Annotated in this window: 14 protein-coding genes; 7 read left to right on the forward strand and 7 right to left on the reverse strand. The window is 65.7% G+C overall.

Annotated features, from left to right (window positions below):
* Window positions 1-43 precede the first annotated feature (43 nt).
* Together M653_RS0113765 and M653_RS0113770 are read left to right on the forward strand one after the other, a co-directional pair.
* Window positions 44-526, forward strand: a complete 483-nt coding sequence (locus M653_RS0113765) for a DUF2852 domain-containing protein (protein ID WP_027143871.1) — start codon at window positions 44-46, stop codon at window positions 524-526.
* 99 nt (window positions 527-625) lie between these two features.
* A complete protein-coding gene (locus tag M653_RS0113770) occupies window positions 626-1,384 on the forward strand; it encodes a M48 family metallopeptidase (RefSeq protein WP_027143872.1) in 759 nt (252 codons plus the stop codon).
* A 125-nt stretch (window positions 1,385-1,509) separates the two neighbouring features.
* On the opposite strand, the gene M653_RS0113775 is transcribed toward M653_RS0113770, so the two are convergent.
* Window positions 1,510-1,728 (reverse strand): hypothetical protein, encoded by a 219-nt coding sequence (locus tag M653_RS0113775; RefSeq protein ID WP_027143873.1) that lies wholly within the window; start codon window positions 1,726-1,728, stop codon window positions 1,510-1,512.
* Between the two features lie 112 nt (window positions 1,729-1,840).
* On the opposite strand from M653_RS0113775, the gene M653_RS0113780 reads away from it, so the two are divergent.
* The 5 genes from M653_RS0113780 (at window position 1,841) to M653_RS0113800 (ending at window position 7,122) form a co-directional block, all read left to right on the forward strand.
* The gene (locus M653_RS0113780) at window positions 1,841-2,500 is read left to right on the forward strand and encodes a phosphoribosylanthranilate isomerase (protein WP_027143874.1); all 660 of its coding nucleotides are present in this window, start codon (window positions 1,841-1,843) and stop codon (window positions 2,498-2,500) included.
* Window positions 2,501-2,590: 90 nt separating this feature from the next.
* On the forward strand, window positions 2,591-3,811 hold the full coding sequence (trpB, locus tag M653_RS0113785; protein WP_027143875.1) for a tryptophan synthase subunit beta: 1,221 nt from the start codon (window positions 2,591-2,593) through the stop codon (window positions 3,809-3,811).
* A gap of 2 nt (window positions 3,812-3,813) precedes the next feature.
* A complete protein-coding gene (gene trpA / locus M653_RS0113790) occupies window positions 3,814-4,653 on the forward strand; it encodes a tryptophan synthase subunit alpha (RefSeq protein WP_027143876.1) in 840 nt (279 codons plus the stop codon).
* Between the two features lie 48 nt (window positions 4,654-4,701).
* Window positions 4,702-5,628 carry an acetyl-CoA carboxylase, carboxyltransferase subunit beta gene (gene accD / locus M653_RS0113795; RefSeq protein ID WP_027143877.1) on the forward strand — a complete coding sequence of 309 codons (927 nt, stop codon included), beginning with the start codon at window positions 4,702-4,704 and terminating at the stop codon, window positions 5,626-5,628.
* Window positions 5,629-5,796: 168 nt separating this feature from the next.
* On the forward strand, window positions 5,797-7,122 hold the full coding sequence (locus M653_RS0113800) for a folylpolyglutamate synthase/dihydrofolate synthase family protein (protein ID WP_027143878.1): 1,326 nt from the start codon (window positions 5,797-5,799) through the stop codon (window positions 7,120-7,122).
* Between the two features lie 17 nt (window positions 7,123-7,139).
* Here M653_RS0113800 and M653_RS0113805 read toward each other — a convergent pair whose 3' ends face one another.
* From M653_RS0113805 to tsaE, 6 genes are all read right to left on the reverse strand, one after another.
* Window positions 7,140-7,421: a cupin domain-containing protein gene (locus tag M653_RS0113805; protein WP_027143879.1), complete on the reverse strand. Its 282-nt coding sequence runs from the start codon at window positions 7,419-7,421 to the stop codon at window positions 7,140-7,142.
* 132 nt (window positions 7,422-7,553) lie between these two features.
* A complete protein-coding gene (gene trxA / locus M653_RS0113810) occupies window positions 7,554-7,877 on the reverse strand; it encodes a thioredoxin (RefSeq protein WP_027143880.1) in 324 nt (107 codons plus the stop codon).
* A 74-nt stretch (window positions 7,878-7,951) separates the two neighbouring features.
* Window positions 7,952-11,458 carry a double-strand break repair helicase AddA gene (addA, locus tag M653_RS0113815; RefSeq protein ID WP_027143881.1) on the reverse strand — a complete coding sequence of 1,169 codons (3,507 nt, stop codon included), beginning with the start codon at window positions 11,456-11,458 and terminating at the stop codon, window positions 7,952-7,954.
* The gene (addB, locus tag M653_RS0113820; protein ID WP_027143882.1) at window positions 11,455-14,589 is read right to left on the reverse strand and encodes a double-strand break repair protein AddB; all 3,135 of its coding nucleotides are present in this window, start codon (window positions 14,587-14,589) and stop codon (window positions 11,455-11,457) included. The genes addA and addB overlap by 4 nt, the downstream gene beginning before the upstream one ends.
* Window positions 14,586-15,314 (reverse strand): nucleotidyltransferase family protein, encoded by a 729-nt coding sequence (locus M653_RS0113825; protein ID WP_027143883.1) that lies wholly within the window; start codon window positions 15,312-15,314, stop codon window positions 14,586-14,588. The genes addB and M653_RS0113825 overlap by 4 nt, the downstream gene beginning before the upstream one ends.
* The gene (gene tsaE / locus M653_RS0113830; protein ID WP_027143884.1) at window positions 15,311-16,822 is read right to left on the reverse strand and encodes a tRNA (adenosine(37)-N6)-threonylcarbamoyltransferase complex ATPase subunit type 1 TsaE; all 1,512 of its coding nucleotides are present in this window, start codon (window positions 16,820-16,822) and stop codon (window positions 15,311-15,313) included. Before tsaE ends, M653_RS0113825 begins: the two co-directional genes overlap by 4 nt.
* Between the last annotated feature and the right edge of the window lie 2 nt (window positions 16,823-16,824).

Raw genomic sequence — 16,824 nt, forward strand, 5'->3', positions numbered from 1 at the left:
CGCAGCCGGTTCTGGCTGTCTCCAACCGAAGGAATGGGAGAAAATGAACACATCTGCATTGATCCGCCCGGCCTGGACGCCGGCGACCATCGCGTTGATGGTGATCGGCTTCATGGTGTTCTGGCCGCTCGGCTTCGCCATGCTCGCCTACATCATCTGGGGCGACCGGCTTGAGGGCTTCAAGCGTGACGTCAACCGCGCAACCGACGGCATCTTCGCCGGCTGCCGCCGTGGTTCCGACAAGGCCGCACGCTGGGGCAACGGCTCCGCCCGCACCGGCAACGTCGCTTTCGACGACTGGCGCGAAAAGGAGCTTGAGCGCCTGAACGAAGAGCGCCGCAAGCTCGACGAGATGCTGACGCAGTTCGACGAGTATGCCCGCGAGTTGCGCCGCGCCAAGGATCAGGACGAGTTCGACCGGTTCATGGCCAACCGCAACAAGTCGACCGCGCCGACCAAGACCGATCCGGGCACCGGAACGACTCCCACCAAGCGTGGCAAAGGCTCGAACCTGCTCGACGACTGAGGCCAGGCGACAGGGCCAAGGTGTAATGACGGCGTCGCGCGAGCGGCGCCGTTTCTTTTTTGTTCTATTCGTTTTCCTCGAATCGCGTATCGTCCCGCCATGACCATCGGGTTCTTCCGCAATCTGACGAAGCCCAAACCCACGCCTGCGGTGGAGCGGGAATACTGTGTCGCCGGCCGCACCCTGCCGCTCAAGATCGTCGAGAGCGCCAGGGCAAAACGCCTGACGCTGCGCATCGATTCCGGCGGTCAGGGCCTGCGCATCACCGTGCCGCCGGGCCTGCGCCGGGGCGAGGTGGACAGGTTCCTCGACCGCCATCAGGACTGGCTGGAGCAGCGGCTGGCCAAGGTGCCGACGCGGCCGCAGGTGCGGCCCGGCATCAAGATACCGGTGCGCGGCGTGCCACACCGCATCGTCCACGAGCCGTCAAAGCGCGGCACCGTAACCATATCGCGCGACGAGCGCGGTCCGCTGCTGATCGTGCATGGCGAGCGCATTCATCTGCCGCGCCGCATCGCCGATTTCTTGAAGCGCGAGGCCAAGAAGGAAATCGAGAAGCTGGTCGTCAGGCACACCGAGGCGCTCGGCAAGCGCGCCAAGGCGATCCGCTACAAGGACACCTCCAGCCGCTGGGGCTCCTGCACTTCCGAAGGCAATCTGTCCTTCTCCTGGCGCATCATGATGGCGCCGCAGCCGGTCATCAACTACCTCGTTGCGCATGAAGTGGCGCATCTCAAGGAGATGAACCACGGGCCGAAATTCTGGAAATTGTGCGAAAAGCTCTGCCCCGACACCGAGCGCTGCAAGGACTGGCTGAAGCGCAATGGCGGCGCCCTGCAGGCGATCGTGTTCGAATAGGGTGCGGCGGAGTCACCTGGAGTCAGGCGAAGGCTTCTCCACTTCGTCATCCCGGGGTCTGCGCTCCGCTTCGCGTCGCTCCGCCCTAAGGTGACGAAGGCATGGTTGGCGCCCAGGGAAGGCCGCTAGTCGTCATTCGCCGCATTCAACTCCTCCGGCCGCAGCCCCTCTTCGCCCTGATGCGGCCAGGGCAGAAAGTTCCGGTCGAAGGCGTCGGCGCCGAAATAATCCAGCGCTCGATGCGCCTCGGCGCCGTTGAAGGCCGCCTTGTCCATCAGATGCGCGATGACCTCGCGCGCCTGCGCGATCTTCTGCTTCAGTTCGGCAACGGTCTGGTCGGCCATGGCTGTGCTCCCGCCTTGCATGCTGTCCATCAATAGGTAGCGCCTTTCACCTTGCCGGCAAACAGCATGCTTTTTCTCGACTCTTGGCGCTTTTCGTGCCAATTCCCGCGCCATGGCGCTCGACATCAAGATCTGCGGTTTGAAAACCGACCAGGCAATGGCCGCGGCCCTGGCCGGCGGCGCCAGCCATGTCGGCTTCATTTTCTTTCCGAAAAGCCCGCGCTATGTCGAGCCCGTCGAAGCCGGCCGTCTGCGCGAAGCGGCGCGCGGCAAGGCCTTGGCGGTTGCCGTCACGGTCGATGCCAGCGACGCCGTCCTCGATGAAATCGTGGAAAAGATGCAGCCCGACATGCTGCAACTGCACGGCTCCGAAGCCCCCGAGCGGGTGACCGAACTGAAAGCCCGCCATGGGCTGCCGGTGATGAAGGCGTTGCCGCTCAGCGAGGCCGCCGATCTCGACCGGATAAGGCCGTTCATCGGCGTTGCCGACCGCTTCCTGTTCGATGCCAAGCCGCCGAAGGGCTCCGAGCTGCCGGGCGGCAACGGCGTCGCCTTCGACTGGCGCATTCTCGCCGGCCTTGACGCCGGGATCGATTACATGCTTTCCGGTGGGCTCAACGCCGCCAACATCGGCGATGCCCTTCGGCTTGCCAATCCGCCCGCAATAGACATTTCGTCGGGCGTGGAAAGTGTGCCGGGCGTCAAGGATCCGGCGCTGATCGAACAGTTTTTCCGGGCCGTCAGGGCCGCGCGGGACGACCGCGCCGCCTGAACAAAATTTCGAACCCTGAGCATGTCCCGGAAAGTGGGAACCGGTTTTCCGACAGGGACATGCTCAAAGTACAGATCTAGGAGATCGGCGATGAACAAGCCGGCGACACCCAATTCCTTCCGCACCGGACCCGACGAACAGGGCATGTTCGGCATTTTCGGCGGTCGTTTCGTCGCCGAAACGCTGATGCCGCTGATCCTCGACCTCGAGAAGAACTGGAACGAGGTCAAGAACGATCCGGATTTCAGGGCTGAGTTGACCGATCTGTCGACCCACTATGCCGGGCGGCCCTCGAAGCTCTATTTCGCCGAAGGCCTGACGAAGCATCTTGGCGGCGCGAAAGTCTATTTCAAGCGCGAGGACCTGAACCACACCGGCTCGCACAAGATCAACAATTGCCTCGGCCAGATCCTGCTGGCCAAGCGCATGGGCAAGAAGCGCATCATCGCCGAGACCGGCGCCGGCCAGCATGGCGTTGCGTCCGCGACCGTCGCCGCCCGCTTCGGCTTTCCCTGTGTCGTCTATATGGGCGCGACCGACGTTGCCCGGCAAAGCCCCAATGTCTTCCGCATGAAGCTGCTGGGCGCCGAAGTGCGGCCGGTGACCGCGGGCCATGGCACGCTGAAGGATGCCATGAACGAAGCCCTTCGTGACTGGGTGACCAATGTCGAGGACACCTATTACCTGATCGGCACCGCCGCTGGTCCGCACCCCTATCCGGAGCTGGTGCGCGACTTCCAGTCGGTGATCGGTACCGAGGCCCGCGCGCAGATCCTCGAACAGGAGGGGCGGCTGCCCGACACCATCATCGCCGCTGTCGGCGGCGGTTCCAACGCCATCGGCATGTTCCATCCCTTCCTCGATGACAAGGACGTTCGCATCATCGGCATCGAAGCGGGCGGGCGCGGCCTCGACGGCATCGAGCATTGCGCTTCGATGAATGCCGGTTCTCCCGGTGTGCTGCACGGCAACCGCACCTATCTCCTGCAGAACGCCGACGGCCAGATCATGGACGGCCATTCGATTTCGGCCGGCCTCGATTATCCCGGCGTCGGTCCGGAGCATTCCTGGCTGCGCGACTCGGGCCGTGTCGAGTATGTGCCTATCCTCGACGACGAGGCGCTGGAGGCCTTCAAGCTGACGACGCGCGTCGAAGGCATCATCCCGGCGCTGGAATCGGCGCACGCCATCGCCCATGCCGTCAAGATCGTACCCGCCATGGACAAGGACCAGATCGTCATCGTCAACCTGTCCGGCCGTGGCGACAAGGACGTGCACACGGTGGCCTCGATGTTGGGCATGGAGATCTGATCATGGCAACCCGCATCGACCGCCGTATGGCGAAGCTCAGGAACGAAGGCCGTCCGGCGCTCGTCACCTATTTCATGGGTGGCGACCCCGACTATGCAACCTCGCTGTCGATCATGAAGGCGCTGCCGGGCGCCGGCTCAGACGTCATCGAGCTCGGCATGCCGTTTTCCGATCCGATGGCTGACGGCCCGGCGATTCAAGCCGCCGGCCTCAGGGCGCTGAAAGGCGGCCAGACGCTGGTCAAGACGCTGAAGATGGCGTCGGACTTCCGCGCCGGCGACGATGAAACGCCGATCGTGCTGATGGGCTACTACAACCCGATCTACATCTACGGCGTCGACCGCTTCCTGAAGGATGCGATTGCCAGCGGCATTGACGGGCTGATCGTCGTCGACCTGCCGCCGGAGATGGACGAGGAACTCTGCATCCCGGCTCTCAAGGCCGGCATCAACTTCATCCGCCTGGCGACGCCGACCACCGACGACAAGCGCCTGCCCAAGGTGCTGCAGAACACGTCCGGCTTCGTCTACTACGTGTCGATGACCGGTATCACCGGCTCGGCGCTTGCCGACACAGGCAAGGTCGCCACGGCGGTCCAGCGTATCAAGGGTCACACCAACCTGCCGGTCTGCGTCGGTTTCGGTGTCAAGACCGCCGAACAGGCGCGCGTCATCGGCGCCAACGCCGACGGCGTGGTCGTCGGCACGGCGATCGTCAATGCGGTTGCCAATGTGCTGGGGCCGAAGGGCGAAAAGACCGCTGATCCGGCCGAGGCGGTCGCCACGCTGGTCAGCGGCCTTGCGCAAGGCGTGCGCTCGGCCCGCCTTGCTGCTGCCGAATAGTTTTCCTACTTCTCTTCCCAACTCTTCGTCAGGACAGGAGCCGAAGCGATGAACTGGATCACCAATTACGTTCGCCCGAAGATCAACTCGATGCTCGGCCGGCGGACCGACATGCCCGAGAATCTCTGGATCAAGGATCCCGAGACCGGCGAGATGGTGTTCCACAAGGACCTGGAATCCAACCAGTTCGTCATCCCGTCCTCCGGCCATCACATGAAGATCTCGGCCAAGGAGCGGCTGAAATTCTTCTTTGATGACGGCAAGTACGAGACCCTGGACAATCCCAAGGTCATGCAGGATCCGCTGAAGTTCCGCGACGAGAAACGCTATGTCGACCGGCTGAAGGACGCCAAGGCCAAGACTGGCCTGGAAGACGCCATCATCAATGCGCTGGGGACCGTCGAGGGCCTGCCAGTCGTGGTGACGGTGCAGGATTTCGCTTTCATGGGCGGCTCGCTCGGCATGGCGGCGGGTGATGCCATCGTGCATGGCTTCGAGGTCGCCTTGCAGCGCAAGCGACCGCTGATCCTGTTCGCCGCTTCCGGTGGCGCCCGCATGCAGGAAGGTATCCTGTCGCTGATGCAATTGCCGCGCACCACGGTCGGTGTCGACCGGCTGAAGGAAGCCGGCCTTCCCTACATTGTCGTGCTGACCAATCCGACCACCGGCGGTGTCACCGCCTCCTACGCCATGCTGGGCGATGTGCACATCGCCGAGCCAGGAGCGTTGATCGGCTTTGCCGGTCCGCGCGTCATCGAGCAGACCATCCGCGAGAAATTGCCGGACGGCTTCCAACGCTCCGAGTATCTGATGGAGCACGGCATGGTAGACATGGTGGTGTCCAGGCTGGAAATGCGCCAGACGATCGCGCGGCTTTTGAAAATGCTGCTCAAGATGCCCGAGGAGCAAAAGCCGCTGGAACCGGAAATCATGCCGCCGGCCGTGCTTGCCGCGGAAGCCCGGCCGCAAGCTTGACGCTACAATGGCCGGCCGCGACTCCGGCCTGACGTGAGACTGGCCTGACGCGACATTGGCCGCCGCGGACAGCGATTGCGCGGTATCCGTGGCGCGCTGTAGCCTTTTGATAGCCGTGGTCATTGCGGGAGCGATTCTGGCTCTCGGGCCATGCGCCGGGATTGTGCCATGACGACGCTTGCCGCCGACCGCGAAATCGAAGCCCTGATGGCGCTTCACCCGAAAGGCTTTGACCTTTCGCTCGACCGCATCACGCGGCTTCTGGAGCGGCTGGGCAATCCGCAGGACCTGCTGCCGCCGGTCATCCACATCGCCGGCACCAACGGCAAGGGTTCCTGCGCCGCCTTCTCGCGGGCGCTGCTGGAAGCTTCCGGCCGGCTCGTCCATGTCCACACCTCGCCGCATCTGGTCAACTGGCACGAGCGCTACAGGCTTGCGGCCGAGGGCGGCGGCAGGCTGGTCGACGATGACATCTTCGCCGAGGCCATTGCCCGCGTCGCCAAGGCCAATGCAGGCCAGAAGATCACCGTCTTCGAGATCCTCACCGCCGTCACCTTCGTCCTGTTTTCGGAACATCCGGCCGATGCCGCCATCATCGAGGTCGGTCTTGGCGGCCGCTTCGATGCCACCAATGTCATCGCGCGGCCGGCCGTGTCGGTGATCATGCCGGTGTCGATGGACCATGAGGCCTATCTCGGCGACCGTGTCGAGTTGATCGCCGCCGAAAAGGCCGGCATCATGAAACGCGGCTGCCCGGTGGTCATCGGCGCGCAGGAAAGCGAGACCGCGCTGCAGACGCTGATCGACACCGCAGAGCGGCTGGAATGTCCGACCCTGGTCTATGGCCAGGATTTTCTCGCTTTCGAGGAAAACGGCCGCATGGTCTACCAGGACGATGATGGCCTGATGGACCTGCCATCACCGCGTCTGCCCGGTCGCCACCAATTTGCGAATGCGGCGGCGGCGATCGCCGCGGTCAAGGCCGCCGGTTTCGAGATCAGCCACCGCGCCGCCGAGAAGGCGATGACCAACGTTGCCTGGCCGGGCCGTATGCAGAAGCTGGTGCAGGGCAAGCTGGCGGAACTTGCGCCGAAGGGCGCCGACATCTGGCTCGACGGCGGCCACAATCCGGGTGCCGGCGTGGTCGTCGCCGAAGCGCTGGCCGAGCAGGAGGAAAAGAACCCGCGCCCACTGTTCCTCATCTCGGGCATGATCAACACCAAGGACCAGAGCGGCTATTTCCGCGCCTTCAAGGGCCTGGTCAAGCATGTCTACACGGTGCCAGTGAGCCAGAGCGACGCCGGCGTGCCAAACGACGAACTTGCCATCCGCGCCACGGAAGCCGGGCTGACGGCCGAACCGGTAAACTCCGTCGCCAGCGCCCTGATGCTGCTGCGCGATACCTGGGACGGCCCGACGCCGCGCATCCTGATCGGGGGGTCGCTTTACCTGGCCGGCGCGGTTCTCGCCGAGAACGGCACGCCGCCAACCTGAGGTTCGCCTCGGCGCGGTTACTTCAGCTCGATCTCGATAAAAGCGTACTCGCCCTCATTGGCGCTGATGACGTCGTGTTCGACGCCCTCCTTGCGGAAGTAGGGGGAACCTTTCTTCATTTCGGCGAAGGTGTCGCCGTCGTTGGTCACCAGCTTCAGCTTGCCGTCCATCAGCGGGACCACGACATAGTCGTGGCCGTGGCGATGCCAGCCGGTATTGTCGCCCGGCTGGAAGCGGTATTCGGTGACGATGACACGCTCATTGTCGATGAAGACTGTGGCCTTGGCGGATCCGGTCATTTCTCTCTCCATGCTTCTGCTGCCAACAGAAGACATGGAGAGCCCCGACGTGAGTGCCAGGGCGGCGCACCGATGGCGCCAACAAAAAGCCCGGCGCGATGGCCGGGCTTGATATCCGAAATTCGGAATGGATCAGGCGAGATTGCCATTGACCCAGTGCGACAGCGCGGTCTTGGGCGCGGCGCCAACCTTGATGTCGGCCACTTCGCCGCCCTTGAAGATCATCAGCGTCGGGATCGAGCGCACGCCAAACTGGGCGGCAAGCTCGGGATTCTCGTCGATGTTCAGCTTGGCGATCTTGACCTTGGCGCCGAGTTCAGCGGCGATGTCCTCAAGCGCCGGTGCGATCATCTTGCAGGGGCCGCACCACTCCGCCCAGAAATCAACCACGACCGGTACCTGGGCATTGAGCACATCGGCCTGGAAATTGTTCTTGTCGACCTTGACGGTGGTCATGCGGAAATCCTTTCGAAATTTTTTACCGCACCAAATGTGGTGGTTGTCGCGCCCTTCTTCAAGCAGTTCTTGTGTCACGCTCCCGTGAGTCGGGCAAGGGCGTCGTCCATGGCCCGGGCCGGCAGGTCGATCAGCCTTGGCGCTTCGGTGAACAGCAGGGCCGCCTTGACCTCCCGCCCGGGATAAAGCGGCTGCAGCAGGGCGCGATACAGCGCGAGTTGGAGCAGGTAGGCCGGCGGGACTTCGGCCAGGGAAGCGGGTGCGGGCCTGTTGGTCTTGTAGTCGACGATCGAAACCGTATCCGCTGTCACCGCCAACCGGTCGATCTTGCCGGAGATGGAGCGGATTTTGCCCTTGACCTCAAGGCTGCCCATGATCGCGACCTCGGCACGTGACGACGGCGCGAACAGTTGACCGAGGCCGGGCTCGGCAAGGATGGCCACGACCGATGCCAGGGCTTTTTGGCGCTCGGCTTGCGGCCACGCCGCACCCGTTCGCGAGAGGTAACGCTCTGCCGCACTTTGGCGGTCGCTCTCGGCAATGCCGGGCAACATCTGCAGCAGTTTGTGGAGGGCGAGCCCGCGCAGCACGGCAAAACCCGGCTCGGCATCGACATCCAGCACCGGCGAGGCCTTGTCGACCACCGCTTCCTTGCCTTCCTTGATCAGCGCCGAGGCGCCCGACGGCGACAATGGACGCGGTAGGTCCTCGAAAGGCGGCAAGGGCCGGAACAAGGTCGCCGGCAACGGACCGAACGCATCGACCTGCCGCGCCTGCTCGCCCAGGCTTGGCGTAACCGGCGGCAGTTTGGTGACGTGAAAACGGTAGACAGGCTCGCCGCCGGCCGGATGCGGACGCTGTTCGCTTTCGGGCGCGCCGCTCAGCGCCCGGCTGACGATCGAATGCCAGGTGCCGCTGTTCGGCGCCCGCTTGCCGTGATAGCCGCAGACGATCAACCGGTCCTCGGCGCGCGTCATGCCGACATAGAGCAGCCGGCGGTACTCGTCGTCGGCGAGTTCGTGGGCGCGAGCGGCGGCCGTTTTCGAAAAGCCGTTGGCGACGTCGCTGGCCGAACGCCAGAGGTAGCCCTTACCGTCCCAATGTCGACCCGAGCCGTCGAAAGGCATCAGGCGCGGCAAATGTTGGTCGCTGAACGGGGCGGAACCGCCGTCGACCAGGAACACAACCGGCGCCTCCAGGCCCTTGGCCGCGTGCACGGTCATCACCCTGACCTCGTCACGGGTCTGGTCCATCTCGCGTTTGATCTCGGGGCCGGCGTTTTCCAGCGTCGACAGGAAGGCTTCCAGCCCGGGCAGGCCGGTCCGCTCCTCGGCAAGGCAGAAACTCAGGAACTCGTCGAGAATATCGCCGGCTTCCGGCCCGAGCCGCGCGATCATCTTGCGGCGCACGCCATCGCGCGCCAGCAGGGCGGCATAGAACTCGAACACCGGCTTGAAGGCGGCCTCGTCAGCCCAGGCGTCGAGCTGCGCAACGATCGCCGCTAGCGCTTCGCTTTCGCCGGCATGCTGGCGCAGCGATACCGCCAGCGACACGCCGGGCGGCCTCTGTGCGGCGAGCGTGAACAGCGTCTCCTCCGGCAGGTCGAAGACCGGGCTGCGCAGGACGGCGGCCAGCGACAGGTCGTCCTGCGGCTGGATCAGCAGATGGCCGAGCGCGATCAGGTCCTTGACCGCGATATGTCCGGGCAGGCTCAGCCGGTCGGCGCCGGCAACCGGAATGTCGCGCCGCTTGAGCGCTCGTGTCAACGCATGGACGAAGCTGTCGCGCTTGCGCACCAGCACCAGCACGTCGCCCGGCCGCAGCCGCTTGCCACGGCCCTCGATGATTTCGCCCTTGCCGATCCAGCCGGCAATGGTGGCCGCGACATTCCCGGCGACGCGCACCGCCGGTGCATGGGCATGGTCGATCGCTTGCGCCCAGTCGTCGGGCTCGTCGACGGCCTCGGCGCCGATCGATGGCCAGACCTCGACATAGCCCGGCGCATCGGTGCGGATCGCCTTGTGGTTCAGCGGATCGGGGTCGTGGCTGATGCCGCGCCGCACGATTGGATCGGCAAAGACGCGGTCGACGGCGGCCAGCACATCGTCCGTGGAGCGGAACGACCACGTCAGCTTGAGGTCGGCGAAGGACGCCTCGGCGTCGCGCACCCGCCCGGCGAACAACAACCGGCTGTCGGCGAAAGAATCCGGTGCCGCGCCCTGGAAGGAATAGATCGACTGCTTCTCGTCGCCGACGGCGAAGATCGTGCGGTGGACCCGGTCGCGGGCGCCGAAGCCGGCAAAGAATTCTTCCGCCAGCCGCTTCACCACCTCCCATTGATCCGGGCTGGTGTCCTGCGCTTCGTCGAGCAGGATGTGATCGATGCCCTGGTCGAGCTTGTACTGCACCCAAGGGCCGGCATCGGGCCGCGCCAAGAGGTTTACCGTACGGGTGATCAGGTCGTTGAAGTCGAGAAAGCCGCGGCTGCGTTTCAACACTTCGTAGCGCGCGATCAACCAATCGGCGATGGTCAGCGCCGCGCGTGTGCCTTCCAGCATCCGGAACAGCGCCAGCCGGTCGACGGTCTCCATGATGGCGCTGGCCGCCGAAAGATAGCGCTCGGCGAGATCTGGCAGCCGGTCGGTCAGCGCCTTCTTGAAGGCCTTTGCCGGGTCGTAGGGATCGCCATCGGTCTTGAGGAAGGCTCTTGCCAGCAGCTGCAGCCGGCGAACGGGGTCGCTCTCGGCGAAGGCTAGGCGCGCATAAGGCAGGATGTTGTTCAGCGCCGATCTGGCGTCGGTGGCTTCGGCGGCCTGGGTAAAGCCGGCAAAATAGTCCGGCAGGAAGCCGGGCAGCGGCCATACAGATGCCGCTATGCCTTCGGCGGCCTGGCCGGGCTGGAAATGGAATTCATCGAACAAGGGCTGGAAGCCGTCACGCCCGACGGCATCGAGGAAATGGCGCAACCCGTCGCGCTTGCGCACGATTTCACCAAGCAACGCGTCGAGACCGGCCTCGCCCCCACGTTCCAGCACAGTGGCGAAGGCCTCGGCCAAAGTCCTGTCGCCGGCGGCGGAGATCATCTCGCGGCGCGCGGCGGCAAAAAGCGAGGCCTCCATCTGGCTGTCGAGCATGTCGAAATGGGCGGGAATGTTGGCTTCCAGCGGGAACTGGTGCAGCACGGATTCGCAGAAAGCGTGGATCGTCTGGATCTTTAGCCCGCCAGGCGTTTCCAGGGCCTCGGCGAACAGGCGGCGGGCTCTGCGCATGGTGTCGCGATCGGGCCGGCGTCCCTCCAACGCCTCGACTTTGGACGCCAGGTCGGCGTCACTGAGCGTCGTCCACTCCGACAGCGTCGAAAAAACCCGGTTCGACATGTTGGCGGCCGCGGCGCGCGTATAGGTCAGGCACAATATCTTCGACGGGTCGGTGCCGTTGAGCAGCAGCCGGATGACACGCTGGGCAAGCACATGGGTCTTGCCCGATCCCGCATTGGCCGACACCCAGGCGGAATTGCCGGGATCGGCGGCGCGGGCCTGGCTCGAAGCGGTATCGGTCGGGATCGGATAGGCTTTCTTCATGCCTCCCCTCCCTCATCCCCGGCGTCTCCGCCGGCGGACCATTCGAGCACGCGGGCGAGATGGTCGTAGTCGCCATCGGTTTCGCCTTCGCGAAACGGCAGCGCGCGCGACAGATAGCCGGTCGCCGGATTGGCATAGTGGATCAGCAGCTTCTCCAGCCGCGCCCAGGCTTCCTCGGCGAGATCGGCCGCGGTGCGTTGCTGGCGGTTGTGTTCGAGTATGGACTCCTCGAAGACCTCGCCATTCGGCTTCAGCCTGATGAAGGCCAGTTGCGACGGCTCGCGCGTGCCCAGGTCCTTGAACGCGCCACGCCTGAGCAGCGCGCCCTCCAGCGCCAGCTGAGGCGCCAGCAGCGTATGCGCCTGCGCCTTGGAAGGCGAGGAGCCGGTCTTGTAGTCCAGAATGTCGGCCATGCCGCCGGCCAGCAGATCGACTCGGTCGGCATAGCCGGACAGCGTCACGCCGGACTGGCCGACCACGGTCTTGCCGGCGCGCTCCTCGGCATGCCGCTGGACCACCGCGGCGGCGCGCGTACGCTCCCATTCGATGATGTTGGCGGCGAGCTTTTCGAAACGCGGCCACCACACCGCCTCGACATCGGCTGGAAGCGCCGCCTCGGCAAAACAGGCGCGGCCGGCGGCGATGAGCCCGACCAGCGCATCCGGCGCCCGAGGGTCGGCCACCTCGGACGAGAAGAGATGCAGGATGGCGTGAAAAAGCGTGCCGCGCTCGGCCGCACCCGGATCGCGGATGAGCGGATCGAGCGGCATCAGGCCGAGGAGCCTTCGGGCATAGACGGCGTAGGGGTCGCGGCGCAGCGTCTCGATCTCGGTGACGGAGAAATGCGTGGGGCGCACCGATAGCGGCGGCTTCGGCTGCGGCCGTGGCGCGAAATCCCGCTTCGGCCCTGTGTCGAGCGCGCGTGCCCAGGCAAGCAGCTCATCGCCGCGCCGGCGCAGTGCCGCCGCCTGGTCGTTGCCGATGAAGGTGACCAGCCGCTGCAACCAGCGCGAAGGCACGGCGGGCGCGTCGCCGGCACGCGCCGAGCGCGCCAGCACCACGTGTCTCGCGCCCATGGCCATCTGGAAATCATGCGCGGCAAGACCGATGCGCCGCTCCGGCGGCTCGAGATCGATGCCGGTCTTCATCAGCCGCGACATGAAGCGGTCGCTCTCCGGCTTGCGCGGCCAGACCCCTTCGTTGAGCCCACCGATGACCAGCGTATCGACATCCTGCAACCGCGCCTCGAGTGCACCCCAGATGGCGATGTTCCTGTCGGTGCCTTGCGCCGGCTTGACGGTCTCGGGCGCGATCAGCGCCTCCATCACATCGGGCCATTCGCTCGCCGCGAACGACAGCGATGCCGAAGCCGCGACCAACCCGCGCAGCAGTTCGGCGAGCTTTTCGCCGGCGTCACCGGTGTAGAGTTCGCCAAGGCTGCCGTCAGCGGAACGGCCGAGATTCTCCAGGGCGACCACGCTGGCTTCGACCAGCGCGGCAAGGTCGGCTTCCGCCTGGCCGCGAAAGCCCGAAAGCGGCGCCAGCGCTTGCTTGAGACGCCCAAGCAAATTCAGCGCGCCTTCGATGGAGCGCACGGTCAGGCGGGCAAACCAGAAGGGCGGTCGGCTATCACCGCCGAGCCCGGTGAGGCGGGCCTCGAAAAGGTCCGGCAGCGAAGCGATGTCGGGGCGGCCGGTGCCGCCGCGCAGCGCCACCAGCTCGACCAGTTCCGCCGCATGGCGCACATCGGACCTCTCCAGACCAAGGCCGAGTAGTGGATGCTTCAGCAGCGACAACAGGCCGACCGGATCGCCCGGCCGGAACACCGCTTCGAGCGCCAGCCTGAGGAGGCTGGCTGCCGGGGTGTTGGAAAGCGGCGTGCCGCCGGAATCGTTTGCAACGACACCGAAGCGCTTGAGCTCGACGCTGACGCGGCGTGCCAGCGCGCGGTCACCGGTGACGAGTGCCGCTCTCCGGCCCGGTTCTTCGACCGCGCGCTTGAGCGCGACGGCGATGGCGACGGCCTCATCGCGCTCGCTGGCCGCTTCGAGCAGCGTCACGTCGGCGAAGGCGCCGGCAATATCGGACGCCGAAAACCCGTTTCGCGTCTCGGCCCACAATTCGGTGGTCTCGGCCGGCCGCAGCGCCTCGCCGACAAGGGCCGCGCGGAGCCCAAGCTTCGGCTCGGCCGCACCGATCTCCTCGACATCGCCGCGCAGCACGCCGATCTTGCCGATCAGCTTCGCCAGGCCGTATTGCGGATGGCCAAGCACGGCTGGACGCGCGCCGGGTGCGACGAGCGCCTGGAAGGAGGCTTCGTCCAGCATCCGGTCGAGCCCGGGCAGTACGATGGCGCCGCCGGAGAGGCCGGCAATGGTCGCAAGCAGCTCCGCCGTGGCGGGGATGGAGCCGGTGGACCCCGCTGCTATGACCGGCCCGGCGGGCGGATTGCGCCGCAGCCGCGCCGCTTCGGCACGGATCAGGGCGCTGCGATGCGCGGCCGGGTTGGAGCGGTCGCTCTCTTCGAGGAATCTCGGCCAGGCATCGGTGACGATGCCGAGGAATTCGAGCGTCACCTGCCACCATCCGGCAAGGTTCCCGCTCACCAGGCCGGCGAGTTTGGCCCAGTCGGTGCCTTCCGTCTCGATCTCGTCCATCAGCCCGGCCAGATCGCGCGCCAGCCAGATCGCGTCGGCGGTGGAGGCCGGGACGACGATCTCCTCGGCGAAGAGGGCCGCGACATGGGCGGGCAGCCGGCGTTTCCACGCCCGCACCAGCGGCGTCAGCAGTAACAGCCGCTCGGTGGCGGCGATCGGTGGCGCGAGATCGATTGCCGCGGTTGGCTCGGCATCGAACGCGGCCTCATCCTCGTCGAATTCGCCGAGCGGGCGGATCACCGGCAGGATCGCCGAACCACCGCCGCCACGCGCCTTCAGGCTGTCGACGAAGACGCCGCGCAAGGCACGTGCGGCGCGGCGCGTCGGCACATAGATGGTGACATCGGCCAGGGCGAGCGGGTCGCCTTCGACACGAAACCCGGGGACAAGACGGCCGTCAAGCAGCGCCTCGGCCAGCGTCGGCAGAAACGGCGCTCCGGAGGGAATGGAGAAAACGCGGCTTGAGCCGCTCATTGCGACCCGATGAGTGCACCGGCCACCGCGTCTTCGGCGAGCGGAATGGCATCGGGCGTGCCGACGGTTATCCAGTGGCCATGCATCGGCATGCCGAACAGGCGGCCGCCGGCAATCGCCTTGTCGAAATAGGTGTTGAGCGAATGCGGTTCGGCGGGTGCGTGCTTGAACAGGCGCGGGTGGATGATCGCGGCGCCGGCATAGATCAGGCCGGCAGGATCGCCTTTTGAACGCCGCAGGGCGCCATCCGGCGCCACCAGGAAATCGGTGCTGCCACAGTGTCCCGTCGCCTGATGGAGATCCGCCAGCATCAGCAGAATATCCATTTTCGCGGCGTCCCATGCAAGGGCAAGCCGCCCGAGATTGAGGGAGCCGTGGTCGATCCAGAATGTATCGGCGTTGAGGATGTAGAACGGCTCCTGGCCGAGCTCCGGCAGCGCCTTGACGATGCCGCCGGCGGAATCGAGCAGCCGGTCGCTCTCATCGGAAATGACGATGAGCGGCGAGCGGCGCGCGGCGACATGAGCGACGATCTGTTCGGGAAGATAATGGACATTGACCACCGCCTTGCCGACGCCGGCCGCGGCCAGGCTGTCGAGGCCCCAGTCGAGCAGCGTCTTGCCGGCGATGCGGACCAGCGGCTTGGGGATGGTGTCGGTGATCGGCCGCATGCGCTTGCCGAGCCCGGCGGCAAGAACGATGGCGGTCTCCGGTCTTGTTGTCACAGCGCTCGTTCCTCCAGCAGCCCGTGCGCGCTGTAGAAATCCCGCAGGTCGGCGAGCGCGGGATGCGACAGCGCCCGCCTGAGATAGTCGCGGATGCGCGGCAGGTGCTTGAGATAATAGGGTTTGCCGTCGCGTTTTTCGAGACGCACGAAAATGCCCAGAATCTTGGAATTGCGCTGCGCGGCCATGATTGCATAGGCTTCGAGGAAGCCTGCTTCATCGAAGTCGCCCGCTGCATGACGCGCCGCGAGATAGGCATCGAGCGTCCGCTTCTCGATCTCGGGTGCCATGGTGACGCGGGCGTCCATGGCAAGCGAAGCGACGTCATAGGCGGCGGGCCCGATCAGCGCGTCCTGGACGTCGACGATGCCGAGCCGGTCGAGGCCGGACCGTTCGCCGCGCCAGATGATGTTGGGTGAGTGGAAGTCGCGCAGCATCAGCGTGTATTCGCTGCCTTGCAGCCGGTTGAGAAGCGCGTTCCATGTCTTGTGGTAGCCGGAACGCAGCGCGTCGCTCGCCGGGCCGCCCGATATCGCCGGCACGTACCAGTCGATCAGCAGGTCCGCCTCGATCAGCATGGCGTCGCGATCGAAGGGCGGCACGTCATGAACGACGCCGGGAGCCGCCTCCATCCGGTGAGGCCAGGCCTTGCCGTGCATCATGGCGAGCAGTTCGGCTGCCGCCTCGTAACGTTCGGCGACCGGCCCGCCATTGCCGTCGAGAAAGCCTTCCGAACCTAGATGCTCGAGCAGCAGGAAACCCTGGCCGAGATCCTGCGCGTCGATCCTGGGCACCGCGACCCCGGCGGCCAGCAGCGCACGGTCGATGGCGACGAAGGCGGACACCGACTGCGCGGTGTGGGCGATCACCGCATAGGGCTTGCCGTCGCGCACGGGAGGGCCGAGCACCAGCCGCGGCGAGTTCATCAGCACGCGCGGCGCCTCGCCGGCAAGCGAGACGATCTCGTAGGAGCGGGGCGAGGCATCGCCGATGAAATACCGGCGCCGCGCTTGCCCCCATCCGGCGCTCTCCAGAAAACCGCGCATGGCCAGCGAGCGCGCGACACGGTCGAAGGTCGCGCCTTGCCCCGACAGTCGGGCCAGCCGGCCCTCGCCATGCTGGACGAGTTCGATCAGCACCGTCGTCCTGGGCAGGTAGCCGTCAGCCCGTTCCGGCCATTCGATAAGGGCTGCACCTTGCGCCAGCGTCTCCTCGAAGCCCAGTTCGTCCAGCTCGGCCGCCGACGACAGGCGATAGAGGTCGAAATGATGGACCGGGATGCGCGTGTCGTAGCTCTGCACCAGGGTGAAGGTCGGGCTCGGCACTTCGAGACCGGCATCGTCGGCCAGCGTCCGGATGAGCGCTCTTGCCAGCGTCGTCTTGCCGGCGCCGAGATCGCCCTTGAGCGCCAGCACGTCGCCCACGCGCAGAGCCAGCGCAAGATCCTCGCCCAGCCGCGCTGTCTGGGTCTCGTCGGCGAGCAAACGCTCCAGCACCGGTTCCGTCATCG

It is taken from the genome of Mesorhizobium sp. WSM3626 (genome assembly GCF_000513935.1).
GTDB lineage: Bacteria > Pseudomonadota > Alphaproteobacteria > Rhizobiales > Rhizobiaceae > Mesorhizobium > Mesorhizobium salmacidum.

Coding starts and splice junctions, on each gene's coding strand:
- M653_RS0113775 (WP_027143873.1), bottom strand. CDS start 1,728: ATGGCCGACCAGACCGTTGCCGAACTGAAGCAGAAGATCGCGCAGGCG.
- addB (WP_027143882.1), bottom strand. CDS start 14,589: ATGAGCGGCTCAAGCCGCGTTTTCTCCATTCCCTCCGGAGCGCCGTTT.
- M653_RS0113800 (WP_027143878.1), top strand. CDS start 5,797: ATGACGACGCTTGCCGCCGACCGCGAAATCGAAGCCCTGATGGCGCTT.
- accD (WP_027143877.1), top strand. CDS start 4,702: ATGAACTGGATCACCAATTACGTTCGCCCGAAGATCAACTCGATGCTC.
- M653_RS0113765 (WP_027143871.1), top strand. CDS start 44: ATGAACACATCTGCATTGATCCGCCCGGCCTGGACGCCGGCGACCATC.
- addA (WP_027143881.1), bottom strand. CDS start 11,458: ATGAAGAAAGCCTATCCGATCCCGACCGATACCGCTTCGAGCCAGGCC.
- trpA (WP_027143876.1), top strand. CDS start 3,814: ATGGCAACCCGCATCGACCGCCGTATGGCGAAGCTCAGGAACGAAGGC.
- M653_RS0113805 (WP_027143879.1), bottom strand. CDS start 7,421: ATGACCGGATCCGCCAAGGCCACAGTCTTCATCGACAATGAGCGTGTC.
- M653_RS0113770 (WP_027143872.1), top strand. CDS start 626: ATGACCATCGGGTTCTTCCGCAATCTGACGAAGCCCAAACCCACGCCT.
- trxA (WP_027143880.1), bottom strand. CDS start 7,877: ATGACCACCGTCAAGGTCGACAAGAACAATTTCCAGGCCGATGTGCTC.
- trpB (WP_027143875.1), top strand. CDS start 2,591: ATGAACAAGCCGGCGACACCCAATTCCTTCCGCACCGGACCCGACGAA.
- M653_RS0113780 (WP_027143874.1), top strand. CDS start 1,841: ATGGCGCTCGACATCAAGATCTGCGGTTTGAAAACCGACCAGGCAATG.
- tsaE (WP_027143884.1), bottom strand. CDS start 16,822: ATGACGGAACCGGTGCTGGAGCGTTTGCTCGCCGACGAGACCCAGACA.